At 62.3% G+C, this 13,561-nt stretch carries 13 protein-coding genes; 8 read left to right on the top strand and 5 right to left on the bottom strand.

From position 1 onward, the window contains the following. Positions 1-55 precede the first annotated feature (55 nt). From ABIE49_RS02615 to dnaE, 7 genes are all read left to right on the top strand, one after another. Positions 56-1,336 (top strand): lipoprotein-releasing ABC transporter permease subunit, encoded by a 1,281-nt coding sequence (locus tag ABIE49_RS02615; protein WP_192733424.1) that lies wholly within the window; start codon positions 56-58, stop codon positions 1,334-1,336. Next, the gene (locus tag ABIE49_RS02610; RefSeq protein WP_192733423.1) at positions 1,336-2,616 is read left to right on the top strand and encodes a lipoprotein-releasing ABC transporter permease subunit; all 1,281 of its coding nucleotides are present in this window, start codon (positions 1,336-1,338) and stop codon (positions 2,614-2,616) included. The genes ABIE49_RS02615 and ABIE49_RS02610 overlap by 1 nt, the downstream gene beginning before the upstream one ends. Continuing rightward, positions 2,609-3,322: an ABC transporter ATP-binding protein gene (locus ABIE49_RS02605; RefSeq protein WP_502915858.1), complete on the top strand. Its 714-nt coding sequence runs from the start codon at positions 2,609-2,611 to the stop codon at positions 3,320-3,322. Before ABIE49_RS02610 ends, ABIE49_RS02605 begins: the two co-directional genes overlap by 8 nt. Before the next feature lie 450 nt (positions 3,323-3,772). Further along, the gene (locus ABIE49_RS02600) at positions 3,773-4,519 is read left to right on the top strand and encodes an outer membrane protein (RefSeq protein ID WP_192733422.1); all 747 of its coding nucleotides are present in this window, start codon (positions 3,773-3,775) and stop codon (positions 4,517-4,519) included. A 195-nt stretch (positions 4,520-4,714) separates the two neighbouring features. Beyond that, positions 4,715-4,930 (top strand): hypothetical protein, encoded by a 216-nt coding sequence (locus ABIE49_RS02595; protein ID WP_192733421.1) that lies wholly within the window; start codon positions 4,715-4,717, stop codon positions 4,928-4,930. Positions 4,931-5,188: 258 nt separating this feature from the next. After that, a complete protein-coding gene (locus ABIE49_RS02590; RefSeq protein WP_192733420.1) occupies positions 5,189-5,443 on the top strand; it encodes a hypothetical protein in 255 nt (84 codons plus the stop codon). An 813-nt stretch (positions 5,444-6,256) separates the two neighbouring features. Continuing rightward, complete coding sequence (gene dnaE / locus ABIE49_RS02585; protein WP_192733419.1) at positions 6,257-9,763, top strand: DNA polymerase III subunit alpha; 3,507 nt, start codon at positions 6,257-6,259, stop codon at positions 9,761-9,763. A gap of 11 nt (positions 9,764-9,774) precedes the next feature. On the opposite strand, the gene ABIE49_RS02580 is transcribed toward dnaE, so the two are convergent. Continuing rightward, positions 9,775-9,930 (bottom strand): hypothetical protein, encoded by a 156-nt coding sequence (locus ABIE49_RS02580; protein WP_192733418.1) that lies wholly within the window; start codon positions 9,928-9,930, stop codon positions 9,775-9,777. Between the two features lie 145 nt (positions 9,931-10,075). On the opposite strand from ABIE49_RS02580, the gene ABIE49_RS02575 reads away from it, so the two are divergent. After that, positions 10,076-10,447 carry a DUF2846 domain-containing protein gene (locus tag ABIE49_RS02575; RefSeq protein ID WP_354066562.1) on the top strand — a complete coding sequence of 124 codons (372 nt, stop codon included), beginning with the start codon at positions 10,076-10,078 and terminating at the stop codon, positions 10,445-10,447. Between the two features lie 240 nt (positions 10,448-10,687). Here ABIE49_RS02575 and ABIE49_RS02570 read toward each other — a convergent pair whose 3' ends face one another. The 4 genes from ABIE49_RS02570 to ABIE49_RS02555 are packed head-to-tail and all read right to left on the bottom strand — an operon-like array spanning position 10,688 to position 13,557. Further along, entirely contained in the window at positions 10,688-11,833 is a 1,146-nt protein-coding gene (locus ABIE49_RS02570; protein WP_192733417.1) for an acyl-CoA dehydrogenase family protein, read from the bottom strand. Between the two features lie 12 nt (positions 11,834-11,845). Continuing rightward, a complete protein-coding gene (locus tag ABIE49_RS02565) occupies positions 11,846-12,673 on the bottom strand; it encodes an SDR family NAD(P)-dependent oxidoreductase (RefSeq protein WP_192733416.1) in 828 nt (275 codons plus the stop codon). Between the two features lie 15 nt (positions 12,674-12,688). Continuing rightward, positions 12,689-13,105 carry a MaoC family dehydratase gene (locus ABIE49_RS02560; RefSeq protein ID WP_192733415.1) on the bottom strand — a complete coding sequence of 139 codons (417 nt, stop codon included), beginning with the start codon at positions 13,103-13,105 and terminating at the stop codon, positions 12,689-12,691. Continuing rightward, positions 13,102-13,557: a MaoC family dehydratase N-terminal domain-containing protein gene (locus ABIE49_RS02555; protein WP_192733414.1), complete on the bottom strand. Its 456-nt coding sequence runs from the start codon at positions 13,555-13,557 to the stop codon at positions 13,102-13,104. Before ABIE49_RS02555 ends, ABIE49_RS02560 begins: the two co-directional genes overlap by 4 nt. Positions 13,558-13,561 lie beyond the last annotated feature (4 nt).

Genomic DNA, 13,561 nt, shown 5'->3' with positions numbered 1-13,561 from the left:
GTATTCTTGGCCATTCCCGGCCACATTTGGCCCCGAATCATGGGATTATCGAAAGATGGATGAGACCATGAACGAGACAGTCCGAACCCCGCCGTTTTCGCAGTTCGAATGGCTGTTGTCGGGACGTTACCTGCGGGCGCGTCGCAAGGAAGGCTTCATTTCCGTCATCGCCGGTTTTTCGTTCCTCGGCATCATGCTCGGCGTTGCGACGCTGATCATCGTGATGGCCGTGATGAACGGCTTTCGCAAGGAACTGCTGGACAAGATCCTCGGCCTCAACGGACACCTCTTAATTCAGCCGCTGGAATCGCCGCTGACCGACTGGAAGGATGTCGCCGAGCGTATCAATCAGGTTCAGGGCATCCGGCTGGCCGCGCCTGTCGTGGATGGCCAGGCGCTGGCGTCCTCCTACTTCAACGCCTCGGGCGTGCTGGTGCGGGGCATACGTTCCGCGGACCTGACCAACCTCACCTCGGTCGCCAAGAACATCAAGCAGGGCACGCTGGAAGGTTTTGACGAGGGGCAGGGCGTTGCCATTGGGCGTCGGCTCGCCGATACGCTGTCGTTGCATGCCGGCGACAGCATCACATTGGTTGCGCCGAAGGGGGCCGTGACCCCGATGGGCACCACGCCGCGCATCAAGGCCTACAAGGTCGCCGCGGTGTTCGAGATCGGCATGTCGGAATATGATTCGAGCTTCGTGTTCATGCCGCTGCCGGAGTCGCAGGCCTATTTCAACCGCAAGGATGACGTCACCGCGATCGAGGTGTTTACCTCCAATCCGGACAAGATCGACGCTTTCCGCAAACTGGTGACGGAAGCAGCCGGGCGGCCGGTGTTCCTGGTCGACTGGCGGCAGCGCAACTCGACCTTCTTCAACGCGCTGCAGGTCGAACGTAACGTGATGTTCCTGATCCTGACCATGATCGTGCTGGTCGCGGCGCTCAACATCGTCTCCGGCCTGATCATGCTGGTCAAGGACAAGGGCCAGGACATTGCGATCCTGCGCACCATGGGCGCCTCGCAGGGCTCGATCATGCGGATATTCCTGATCACGGGCGCTGCGATCGGCGTGGTCGGCACGCTGACCGGCTTTTTCGTCGGCATGCTGGTTTGCCTGAACATCGAATCGATCCGGCAATTCCTGTCGTGGATGACCAATACCGAGCTGTTCTCGCCAGAACTCTACTTCCTGTCCAAGCTGCCCGCCGAGATCGATTTCGGCGAGACCACCGCGGTCGTGATCATGGCGCTGACGCTGTCGTTCCTGGCCACGCTCTATCCGTCCTGGCGCGCGGCGCGCCTCGATCCCGTCGACGCACTCCGGTACGAGTGATGGGTGAGACCATGAACGAGACAGTTCGTACCCCTCCGTTTTCACAGTTCGAATGGCTGTTGTCCGGGCGTTACCTGCGGGCGCGCCGCAAGGAAGGCTTCATTTCCGTCATCGCCGGTTTTTCGTTCCTCGGCATCATGCTCGGCGTTGCGACGCTGATCGTCGTGATGGCCGTGCTGAACGGCTTTCGCAAGGAACTGCTGGACAAGATCCTCGGCCTCAACGGACACCTCTTAATTCAGCCGCTGGAATCGCCGCTGACGGACTGGAAGGATGTCGCCGAGCGGATCAGCATGATTCAGGGTGTCCGGCTGGCCGCGCCGGTGGTTGACGGCCAGGCGTTGGCGTCGTCGGCCTTCAACGCCTCGGGCGTCGTGGTGCGCGGCATGCGCGCCGCTGACCTGAACAACCTCACCTCGGTCGCCAGGAACATCAAGCAGGGCACGCTGGAAGGTTTCGACGAGGGGCAGGGCGTTGCCATTGGGCGTCGGCTCGCCGATACGCTGTCGTTGCGTGCCGGCGACAGCATCACCTTGGTTGCCCCGAAGGGGGCCGTGACCGCGATGGGCACCACGCCGCGCATCAAGCCGTACAAGGTCGCCGCCGTGTTCGAGGTCGGCATGTCGGAATATGACTCGGGCTTCGTATTCATGCCGCTGCCGGAGTCGCAGGTCTATTTCAACCGCAAGGACGACGTCTCCGCGATCGAGGTTTTCACCTCCGATCCGGACAAGATCGACGTTTTCCGCAGGCTGGTGACGGAAGCGGCCGGGCGGCCGGTGTTCCTGGTCGACTGGCGGCAGCGCAACTCGACCTTCTTCAATGCACTGCTGGTCCAACGCAACGTGACGTTCCTGATCCTGACCATGATCGTGCTGGTCGCGGCGCTCAACATCGTCTCCGGCCTGATCATGCTGGTCAAGGACAAGGGCCAGGACATTGCGATCCTGCGCACCATGGGTGCCTCGCGGGGCTCGATCATGCGGATATTCCTGATCACGGGGGCCGCGATCGGCGTGTTCGGCACGCTGACCGGCTTTTTCGTCGGCATGCTGATTTGTCTCAACATCGAATCGATCCAGATATTCCTGTCGTGGCTCACCAACACCGACATATTTCCGCGAGAGATCTATTTCCTCTCGAAGCTTCCGGCCGAGATCGCCTTCCGCGAGACCTCTGCCGTCGTGATCATGGCGCTGACGCTGTCGTTCCTGGCCACGCTCTATCCGTCCTGGCGCGCGGCGCGCCTCGATCCCGTGGACGCGCTCCGGTATGAGTGAGGGCAAAATGGCCGAGGGCGCGGAAGATACACCGGTGGTCTATCTCCACGAGATAAAACGCCAGTACACGCAGGGCGAGGCGACGCTGACCATTCTCAACGGCGCCAAGCTCGCGCTGTGGGCCGGGCAGTCGGTGGCGCTGGTGGCGCCGTCGGGCTCGGGCAAGTCGACGCTGCTGCATATCGCGGGCCTGCTCGAAAGCCCCGATGACGGTGAGGTCTATGTCGGGGGAGCCCCGACCTCGCAATTGTCAGACATCGAGCGCACCCACATCAGGCGTTCCGACATCGGCTTCGTCTACCAGCAGCACCGGCTGCTGCCGGAATTCACCGCGCTCGAAAACGTCATGCTGCCGCAGATGATCCGTGGCCTCAAGCGCAACGAGACGATCAAGCGTGCAACGGAGATCCTGGCCTATCTCGGTCTTGGCGAACGCATCACCCATCGCCCGGCCGAGCTGTCCGGCGGCGAGCAGCAGCGCGTCGCGATCGCACGCGCGGTCGCCAATGCGCCGCGGGTGCTGCTGGCGGACGAGCCGACCGGCAACCTCGATCCGCACACCGCCGATCACGTCTTCAACGCCCTGATGCAGCTCGTGAAGGCGACGCGGGTCGCGATGCTGATCGCAACCCACAATATGGAATTGGCCGGTCGCATGGACCGGCGGGTGTCGCTGGTGGATGGTCAGGTCGTCGAGCTGGAATGACGACAGCTTCACAATGGAGCGTTTTCCAGCGAAGTGGACACCGGTTCGCGTGAAGAAAACGCGTCAAAACAAAAATCTAGAGCCCCGTTCCGATTCCATCGGAACGGGGCTCTAGATTTGGAATCGCTGCGCGCATTCGATTCTCTTTGAGCTCGGAGCGCATTCGTCGGTTCGATCACGGATCGTTGAACATCTTTAGCCCCGCACGCCCGCCATCTCTTCAACACAATCTCGCACGCCGATACCGCTGCGAGGTTCCATTGTGAGTTTTCTGCGGCGAACGTGCACACAATGTTTCGAAAAGTGCCTGTTACACAATATTAACTTACATTTTCACTGAAGTCGTTTCGCGTGCGCTGTTGCTGTGAAGTTACAGTAATTCAAACGAACAATGGTATGACGCTGCCACGGCCTTGGGGGCTGTACCAACTGGAACGGGAATTAAAAAAGATGAAGAAGGTTTTGCTTGTAACGGCCAGTCTGATCGCGCTCGGCGCGGCTGCGCCGGCAGTGGCTGCTGATCTCGCTGCGCGTCCTTACACCAAGGCGCCGCCGATGATCGCCGCTGTGTATGACTGGAGTGGTTTCTACATCGGCGTCAACGGTGGCGGCGGTTGGAGCCGCAATGATTGGACGGCGGTTGCTCCCAACGTGCTGGTTGGCCCCGAGGGTTCGCATGACGCATCCGGCGGCACGGTCGGTGGTCAGGTCGGCTATCGCTGGCAGGCCGGCACCTGGGTGTTCGGTTTGGAAGCGCAGGGCAACTGGGCTGACTTCAAGGGCTCGAACACCAGCCTGCTGTTCCCCGGCTTCGTCAACCACTCGAAGATCGACGCGTTCGGCCTGTTCACCGGTCAGGTCGGCTATGCCGTCAACAACGTCCTGCTCTACGTCAAGGGCGGTGCTGCTGTGACCTCGAACCGTAACCACATCAACACCGTTGCTGGCGCGCTTGCTGCGTCCACCGGCGATGACACCCGCTGGGGTGGCACGGTCGGTGCTGGCCTCGAATACGGCTTCGCCCCGAACTGGTCGATTGGCGTCGAGTACAACCACATCTTCCTGCAGGACCGGACCTACACCTTCACCACGCCGGCTGGCGTGTTCTTCGGCACCGATCGCGTCAGCCAGGACGTCGATCTGGTCACCGCTCGCCTGAACTACAAGTTCGGCGGCCCGGTCATCGCGAAGTACTGATCTGAGTACTGATTTCGCTACTCGCTAGCGAGACCATTGAAGCCCCGGGCGTCGCCCGGGGCTTTTTTGTTGGGCCCGCTGGTTCGACATTGCGGAAGTTTTTGTTAACGCGAGAGCGCGAGTCGATTTATCGCGCCCTTAACTACAGGAACTTCGCGGACTTGAATCGCCTCGCCGCCGGCGCATAGTTGCGCAATGGCAAGCAGCATCTGGACCACAGAAGAATTTACCTGCCCCGGTTGCGGGATGGATTACTCCGCGACGCGGGAGCAGCATCAGCACAAGCATTCGGGTAAATTCGAATGCATGGTCTGCCAGACCGAAGTCCACGCCTGGTTCGGTACCCATGATTATTTCGGCTGGAAGCCGATCAAGCGAACGCAGCCGGTGTTTGGACGAAAGACGGCCTAGCCGCGCGGACTGGAATTGGTCAGCTCCCGAAGGCATATTCGGGACATGAAAATAAGATTCCCCATCATCGTCTCAGCCGTCCTGCTCGCGGCCGCAGCCCTGCTGATTTTCAACGGCCGCCTTCACGCGCGCGGTCCCCATCACCCCACCACGGAATGTGGCTTCTGGGGGCCGATGGAAGCGGGGATGTCGTGCCAGTGACGAGGCAAAGTTTCCGGAGGGCTGGCAAACGCGCCGGGCCGGGCTCATATTTGGGGTATGGAAAACGTTCACAAATGCACCTCCGTGCTGAGCCCGCTGATTGCGGAGGCCAGGACGAGCGCCATTCCTCTGGCAGAAAATGCCATCGACGAGATGGTCGCCGTGACGCCCGCACCCCAGCAAAGGGACGCCTTGGAAAGTGTTCGGTCGGTGGTGAAAGCTCATGGAGACGCGGCCGGGCCCGGCTCTCAGTGCGACTTTGCAGATGCCGTGAATGACTACATCGAAAAGCTGATGAGAGCGCTCATCTGATCCCCGAACGGCCCCGCGGCCCCAACCCACGCCGATGGATAGACGCGCGACGGGGAGGCGCCCGTGGATCAAGTTTGATTGTGGCAGCGTTCCGGGCTGGAAAAAGGGCGGCTCCGGGCGCATATTCTGGGGATGGCGACGATTGTTAAATGCAATTGCGGCGCCGAGTACAGACGTACTGAAGAGAAGTTCTTGGTACCGCAAACAGGTGACGCGGTCTGCACGGTCTGCGGGGCGGCGCTGGAGTCGTGGTGGAACAGCGGCCACGTTCCCACCTACGAGCTCATAGAGCGTCCTCGGACGGAAGTCGGGAACGGCAAGCCGCCCGAAACGCCCTAGGGACCCCAACCAGTTCGCCAAGCGATCATGGACATTGCGACGGGGGCCGGGGCCCAGAATTAACCACAGGGGGTGTTCTTCAAACGGACCCGTCAGGCGCGCTTGACTCTTAGAACAAAAAAGGAACAATGTTCCTCATATGTTCTTGGATCGGGAGTGCCTGCGATGTTGAGGATGTTTGTGGAAGAAGCCGCTGCTCTGGCGTCGATTACGTTGTTTGTCGGGATGATCGCGGTGTGGGCGCAGCTGATTCCCCAGCTCTGAGGTGGGGGCGGCATCGAGCCGGCGTACCCCCAAAACGGGCTTCGACAGACCCTTGGGGAAAAGCCGGATGGCGGGCGCAAGCTGAACGTTCCGCGTGGACTCCGCTAGCCCAACGCATCACCATTGGAGCTGGCGAGTCGGCGCCCGGGGAAGTTTCCCGGAGAGCCTGACGATCGCCCCCAGCCACGATGCAAGAGCCCTCAAAGCGACATGTCCAACGCCGGATTCGTTCATCTCCACGTTCATTCGGCCTATTCGCTGCTGAAGGGTTCGATCAAGATCGCCAAGCTCGGCGAGCTTGCCAAAGCCGACCGCCAGCCGGCGCTGGCGCTGACCGATACCGACAACATGTTCGGGGCGCTGGAATTCTCCGACAAGATGGCGGGCTATGGCATCCAGCCGATCGTCGGGCTGGAACTGGCGGTCGATTTCGGCGACCAGGACCCCAACGCGCGCAATGCGCTGGCCGCCGCGCCTGCGCGAATCGTGCTGCTGGCGGCGCGCGAGCGCGGCTATCGCAGCCTGATGCACCTGAACTCGCGGGCGTTCCAGGAGACGCCGGTTCATCAATCTCCGCACATCAAGCTCGAATGGCTTGAAGGCTACTCGGAGGACCTGATCGCGCTGACCGGCGGCCCCGAGGGGCCGATCTCGCTGGCGCTGCACGGCGATCATTCTGCGCTGGCGGCAACCCGCTGCGACCGGCTGACCAGCCTGTTCGGCGACCGCCTCTATGTCGAATTGCAGCGCCACGGCATCGACAAGGAGCGTCGTGTCGAATCGGGCCTGATCGATCTCGCCTATGCCAAGGGCCTGCCGCTGGTCGCGACCAACGAGCCGTATTTCGCAAGCACTGACGACTACGAAGCCCACGACGCGCTGCTCTGCATCGCCGGCGGCCGCCTGATCGCCGAGACCGACCGCGAACAGCTGACGCCGGATCACCGCTTCAAGACCCGCGCCGAAATGGCGGTCCTGTTCGCCGACATTCCGGAGGCCCTGGCTTCCACCGTCGAGATCGCCGAACGCTGTTCGTTCCGGCCGATGACGCGCAAGCCGATCTTGCCGCGCTTTACGGTTGGCGCGGGATCGGGATCCGATGCGGTAGGCGAAGAGGCTGCCGAACTGAAGCGTCAGGCCGGGGAGGGGCTTGCCAGGCGCCTTTCGGTGCATGGTCTGTCGCAGGGCGCCTCGGAGGAAGATTACCAGAAGCGGCTGGCGTTCGAGATCGACGTCATCAACCGCATGAACTATGCGGGCTACTTCCTGATCGTTTCCGACTTCATCAAATGGGCCAAGGACAACGACATTCCGGTCGGGCCGGGCCGCGGCTCGGGCGCGGGATCGCTGGTGGCCTATGCGCTGACCATCACCGACCTCGATCCGCTTCGGTTTGGCCTGCTGTTCGAGCGCTTCCTCAATCCGGAACGTGTCTCGATGCCGGACTTCGACATCGACTTCTGCCAGGACCGCCGCGGCGAAGTCATCGATTACGTGCAGCAGCGCTACGGCCGCGATCAGGTGGCGCAGATCATCACCTTCGGAACGCTGCAGGCGAGGGGCGTGCTGCGCGACGTCGGCCGCGTGCTGCAGATGCCTTACGGACAGGTCGACAAACTGACCAAATTGGTGCCGCAGAATCCTGCAGCCCCGGTAACGCTGGCCGCGGCGATCGAGAGTGAACCAAAACTGCAGGCGTTCCGCGACGAAGACCCCGTTGTGGCGCGCGCCTTCGATATCGCGCAGCGCCTGGAAGGACTGACCCGGCACGCTTCGACGCACGCCGCCGGGATCGTGATCGGCGATCGCCCCTTGAGCGAACTGGTGCCGCTCTATCGCGACCCCAAATCCGACATGCCGGTGACCCAGTTCAACATGAAATGGGTCGAGCCGGCGGGCCTCGTGAAGTTCGACTTCCTCGGCCTGAAGACGCTGACCGTGCTCGACGTCGCGGTCAAACTGCTCAGGCAACGTGATATCCAGGTCGATCTGGCGACGCTGCCGATCGAGGACGCCCAGAGCTACCAGATGCTGGCCAGGGGCGATGTGGTCGGCGTGTTCCAGGTGGAAAGCCAGGGCATGCGGCGCGCGCTGGTCGAGATGCGGCCCGACCGTTTCGAGGACATCATCGCGCTGGTGGCGCTCTATCGCCCCGGCCCGATGGCGAACATCCCGACCTATTGCGCGCGCAAGCATGGCGACGAGGAGCCGGAATATCTCCATCCGATCCTGGAGCCGATCCTGAAGGAAACCTTCGGCGTCATCATCTATCAGGAACAGGTGATGCAGATCGCCCAGGTGATGGCCGGCTATTCGCTCGGCGACGCCGACCTGTTGCGCCGCGCAATGGGCAAGAAGATCCGCGCGGAGATGGAGAAGCAGCGCGCGATCTTCGTCGCCGGCGCGGTCAAGAACGGCGTGCCGAAAGGGCAGGCCGACACGATCTTCGAACTGCTCGCAAAGTTCGCCGACTACGGCTTCAACAAGAGCCACGCCGCGGCCTATGCGCTGGTGTCGTATCACACCGCCTACATGAAGGCGCACTATCCGGTCGAGTTCCTGGCGGCGTCGATGACGCTCGAACTCAACAACACCGACAAGCTCAGCGAGTTTCGCGCCGAGGCGCAGCGGCTCAAGATCAAGGTCGAGGCGCCCAACATCAACCGCTCCGGTGCGACCTTCGAGGTCGGCGAAAACACCATCTATTATGCGCTGGCCGCGCTGAAGGGCGTCGGCCCGCAAGCGGTCGAACTGATCGTGGAGGAACGGCGCAAAGGGCTGTTCACCTCGCTCGCCGATTTCGCCGCGCGCGTTAATCCGCGCGCCATCAACAAGCGCGTCATCGAAAGCCTGGCGGCCGCCGGCGCTTTCGACACGATCGATTCAAATCGCGCGCGGGTATTTGGCGGCGCCGAGGCTATTCTGGCCGCCTGCCAGCGCAGCCATGAGGCGTCGACGATCGGGCAGAACGACATGTTCGGCGGCGCCGCGGATGCTCCGACCATCATGCTGCCGCAGATCGAACCGTGGTTGCCGGCCGAGCGGCTGCGGCGCGAATACGACGCCATCGGCTTCTTCCTGTCCGGCCATCCGCTCGACGACTATGCCACGGTGTTGAAGCAATTGCGCGTGCAGTCCTGGGCGGAATTTTCGCGCGCGGTCAAAACCGGCGCGACCGCCGGCAAGGTCGCGGCCACGGTCGTCTCGCGGATGGAGCGGCGGACCAAGACCGGCAACAAGATGGGCATCATGGGCCTGTCCGACCCGACCGGCCATTTCGAGGCGGTGCTGTTCTCCGAAGGCCTCGCGCAATATCGCGACGTGCTGGAGCCGGGGGCTGCCGTGCTGCTGCAGCTCGGCGCCGAACTGCAGGGCGATGACGTGCGGGCGAGGGTGCTGCATGCCGAGCCGCTGGATGACGCCGCGGCCAAAACCCAGAAGGGCTTGCGGATTTTCGTTCGCGACACCAAGCCGCTGGATTCGATCGCCCGACGGCTGAACATGCCGGAGCCGGTCGTGCCCGGCGCGCCCAAGGGCCTGCCGGCGAAACCGGCGCCCGCACCGTTGGGCGGCGCCGACGGCGACGTCTCGCTGGTGATCATGCTCGACCTCGAAACCGAGGTCGAGATGAAGCTTCCCGGCCGCTTCAAGGTCTCGCCGCAGATCGCCGGCGCGATCAAGGCGGTGTCCGGCGTGGTGGACGTGCAGACGCTGTAGCGGGGTGGGCGCTATTCCGATTCGACGTCTTCGAGACGGACGCCGCGTCCGGCCGGCAGGCTATTGCGAGCGCGCTCGATCCGCTTCAGAAATCGAGGATCGTTCTCGAGCCGATAGTCGGAGAACGGAACCTCCATCACACCGGCCTTGCGAATTGTGCGAACCATGAGTCGGCCTCCAATCCAGCCGCGATCGCCAAAATCTCGATGTCGCTGCGCTGTTTACCGATTACGTCGAGGACATAGCAACAGCTATTGCAACCTCACGATGTTTTCGGCTATGCCCTTTTCCGGGACAAGTGCTGGGGACGTTATGTTGGGGCGTGGAATTGCGCTGCTTTTGGGCGCGTTGCTGTTGTCGGGTTGTATGACCGCCAAAGTCGGAACAGACTATGCGGCGATGTCACAGAAGATCGGTCCACCAAAACCAGGACTGTCCCGGGTAGTGGTGCTTCAACGAAAGCGCGACGGCCTGTCGATGTCCCTTTGCGCCTGCGATGTGAAGCTGGACGGCAGTCCAATGGGCAAGGTGGTGGTCGGAACCTACGCCTATGCCGATCTCCCGGCCGGTCCGCACCAACTCAACTGCGACCGAAGTGATGTTTCCCGGCGAGTCCAGGCGAGATTTCACCACGGCGCCCGGCCGCACTTATTTCTTTCTGGTAAAATCGAGCGCGAGGCATGACGCGGTAACCGGCACGACCATGGTTGCGGGATTGGCTGGGGCCCTGGTTGCATCCGTTGCAACGTCCGGCAGCGACAATACAGGACCGGCCGACCTTATTGCGCTGGACGAGCCGACGGCGAGAACGACGCTCGCCGAACTACAACTAGCGGACTAAGCCTCAGCTGAAACCCGCAGCGGCCTGGAGCCCGGCGATGAGCCGCGGACCGCGGCAGTCCGGCATCGTCGCGACCTCTCATGTCAGAGCGACCGCGCGATCAACAGCTTCATGATCTCGTTGGTGCCGCCGTAGATCTTCTGGATCCGTGCATCCACGAACATCCGCGCGATCGGGTATTCCTCCATGTAACCGTAGCCGCCGTGGAGCTGCAGGCATTCGTCCGCGGTTTCCACCTGCTTCTGCGAAGTCCACCATTTCGCCATGGAAGCGGTCACGGTGTCGAGTTCACCGGCGACGAGGCGCTCGACGCACCAGTCGACGAACACACGTGCAATCATAGCCTCGGTCTTGCGCTCGGCCAGCTTGAACGCGGTGTTCTGGAATTCGATGATGGGCTTGCCGAAAGCTTTTCGTTCCTTGGTATAGTCGGCGGTCAGCTTGATCGCGCGCTCCATCGACGCCACGGCGCCGACGGCAAGCGAGAGGCGCTCCTGCGGCAATTGCTGCATCAGCTGCCCGAAGCCGTTGCCTTCCTCGCTGCCCAGCAGGTTCTCCGGTGGCGCCACCGCATTGTCGAAGAACAATTCGGACGTATCGGATGCATGCAGACCGATCTTGTCGAGGTTGCGCCCACGGCGGAAACCGTCATTGCCTTCGGCTTCAAGCACGATCAGTGAGATGCCCTTGGCACCGGGCTCGCCGGTGCGCGCGACCACGATGATCAGGTCGGCGGCCTGGCCGTTGGTAATGAAGGTCTTCTGGCCGTTGATGACGTAATTATTGCCTTGCTTTCGGGCCGTCGTCCGCACGCCCTGTAAATCGGAGCCGGTGCCGGGTTCGGTCATGGCGATGGCGCCGACGAACTCGCCGCTGGCCATTTTCGGCAACCAGCGCCGCTTTTGTTCCTCGGAGCCGTAATTCAAAATGTAATGCGCCACGATGGCGCTATGCACCGAGTACCCGGTCGTCACTTCCGGCACCACGGTTTCGAGATCCTCGATCACGGCAGCTTCATAGGCGAAGCTGGCGCCCAATCCGCCATAGGCTTCCGGCACGCTCGGAAGCAGGGCGCCCATTTCGCCCAGCGCCCTCCAGGCGGAGCGATCGACCATCTTCTGGTCGCGCCATTTCTCGGCATGCGGCGCCAGATCCTTGGCGAGGAATTTGCGAAACTGGTCGCGAAAGACGTCCAGCTCCTCCGTCATCCAGGAAGAACGATATTGCATGGGATCTCCGCGCTAGATGATGAGGCCGCCACCGCAGACGACGACTTGCCCACTGATGTAGTTCGATTCCGGGCTGCAGAACAGATAGACCGCGTCGGCGGCTTCTTCCGGCGTGCCGCCGCGTCCGAGCGGAATCATTCTCGCCATCGCGTCGAGCATCTGGGGCTGGACCCCGACCTTGATGTCGCGGCCGGCGACGTCGATGGTCTTCTGCTGGGTTTCGATCGGCTGGGTCAGGCGGGTATTGATCAGGCCGAAGGCCACGCAATTGACGTTGACCTTGTAGCGTCCCCATTCCTTGCAAAGCGTGCGCGTCAGCCCGACCAGCGACGCCTTGGCCGACGAATAGCTGGCCTGGCCGGCGTTGCCATAAAGGCCGGCGATCGAGGAGATGTTGACCACCTTGCGAAACACTTCGCGGCCGGCTTCGGCCTCTTTCTTTGCCATGATCCGGATCGGCTCCGAGGCGGCGCGCAGCAGGCGGAATGGTGCGACCAGGTGGACGTCAAGCATGGCCTGGAACTGCTCGTCGGTCATCTTCTGGATCGTCGAGTCCCAGGTGTAACCGGCGTTGTTGATGATGATATCGAGGCCGCCGAATGTTTCCATGGCTGCGCCGACGAAACGGTCGGAGAAGCCGGATTCGGAAACACTGCCGTTGATCGCGATGGCTTCGCCGCCGCCCTTGCGGATTTCCGCGGCGACGGCGTCGCCCGGCGCCGCATCAAGATCGTTGACCACGACCTTCGCGCCCTCGCTGGCAAGTTTCAGCGCGATCGCGCGGCCGATGCCTCGCCCCGATCCCGTGATCAGCGCGACTTTTCCCTTGAGCTTGGTCATTTTTGTTTTCCCTGATCAGAGTGCGATGACGGCTTCGCCGGCGAGCTTGAGATCGCCATTCTCGTCCTTGGTCGTCAGCGCCAGCTTCGCGCATCGCTCGCCATCATGTTCGACGAATTCGGAAACATGTCCCTCGCAGGTCAGGCTTGCACCGAGCTGCGTGATTGCGACGAAGCGCGTCGAGAACATGCGAAGCCGCGGGGGAGGGACCGCATCGGTCAGCGCCTGGCCAAGATAGCCCATGACCAGCATGCCGTGGGTGAAGACGTCAGGATATCCGGCGGCCTTGGCGAAATCCAGGTCGACATGGATCGGATTGTGGTCGCCCGAGGCGCCGCAATAGAGCGCCAGCGTGTGGCGGCTGATCGGCGGAAACACCTTGTGCACGAGACGGTCGCCTATCGCGGGCTGAGTTTTCACAGGCTTGCTCATGCGGTTTTGGGATTGAGCACCACCACGGTGCGCGAGACGTCCGCGACGTGGGTGCCGTTCTGATTGGTGACTTTGGTTTCGATGCCGACCAGCGTCATCGCGCCACCCTTTTTGTCGGCGACGCTGACGATGCGCGGCTGGAACAGCAGCGTGTCGCCGACCACCACGGGTGCCCGGTACGTAAAGCGCTGTTCGCCATGCAGCAGGCGCCCGATGTCGACGCCGATGACGGTGATGAACTCGAAGGCCTGTTCCGCGTCCATCATCTCAAGGCAGAACAGATAGGTCGGCGGCACCGGCGTCGCGGCATAGCCGGCGGCCTGCGCGGCCTTGGCATCGCCATAGACCGGATTGGTCTCGCCGAGCGTCTCGCGGAAGTAACGCAGGCGTCCGGGCTCGACATGCGCGGTGACAGGCGAAAGGCTGCGCCCGATGAGGGAGGGGTCAATCATATCA

Source organism: Bradyrhizobium sp. OAE829 (assembly GCF_040546575.1).
Lineage (GTDB): Bacteria > Pseudomonadota > Alphaproteobacteria > Rhizobiales > Xanthobacteraceae > Bradyrhizobium.
The sequence above is the reverse complement of the archived record's forward strand: the minus strand, read 5'-3'. Positions and strand labels throughout refer to the sequence as shown.

Bases quoted from the DNA above. Each gene is read 5' to 3' on its own strand.
- ABIE49_RS02575 (WP_354066562.1), top strand. From the start codon at position 10,076: ATGTTGGGGCGTGGAATTGCGCTGCTTTTGGGCGCGTTGCTGTTGTCG.
- ABIE49_RS02600 (WP_192733422.1), top strand. From the start codon at position 3,773: ATGAAGAAGGTTTTGCTTGTAACGGCCAGTCTGATCGCGCTCGGCGCG.
- ABIE49_RS02580 (WP_192733418.1), bottom strand. From the start codon at position 9,930: ATGGTTCGCACAATTCGCAAGGCCGGTGTGATGGAGGTTCCGTTCTCC.
- ABIE49_RS02605 (WP_502915858.1), top strand. From the start codon at position 2,609: ATGAGTGAGGGCAAAATGGCCGAGGGCGCGGAAGATACACCGGTGGTC.
- ABIE49_RS02590 (WP_192733420.1), top strand. From the start codon at position 5,189: ATGGAAAACGTTCACAAATGCACCTCCGTGCTGAGCCCGCTGATTGCG.
- ABIE49_RS02570 (WP_192733417.1), bottom strand. From the start codon at position 11,833: ATGCAATATCGTTCTTCCTGGATGACGGAGGAGCTGGACGTCTTTCGC.
- ABIE49_RS02610 (WP_192733423.1), top strand. From the start codon at position 1,336: ATGGGTGAGACCATGAACGAGACAGTTCGTACCCCTCCGTTTTCACAG.
- ABIE49_RS02615 (WP_192733424.1), top strand. From the start codon at position 56: ATGGATGAGACCATGAACGAGACAGTCCGAACCCCGCCGTTTTCGCAG.
- ABIE49_RS02555 (WP_192733414.1), bottom strand. From the start codon at position 13,557: ATGATTGACCCCTCCCTCATCGGGCGCAGCCTTTCGCCTGTCACCGCG.
- ABIE49_RS02565 (WP_192733416.1), bottom strand. From the start codon at position 12,673: ATGACCAAGCTCAAGGGAAAAGTCGCGCTGATCACGGGATCGGGGCGA.
- ABIE49_RS02560 (WP_192733415.1), bottom strand. From the start codon at position 13,105: ATGAGCAAGCCTGTGAAAACTCAGCCCGCGATAGGCGACCGTCTCGTG.
- dnaE (WP_192733419.1), top strand. From the start codon at position 6,257: ATGTCCAACGCCGGATTCGTTCATCTCCACGTTCATTCGGCCTATTCG.
- ABIE49_RS02595 (WP_192733421.1), top strand. From the start codon at position 4,715: ATGGCAAGCAGCATCTGGACCACAGAAGAATTTACCTGCCCCGGTTGC.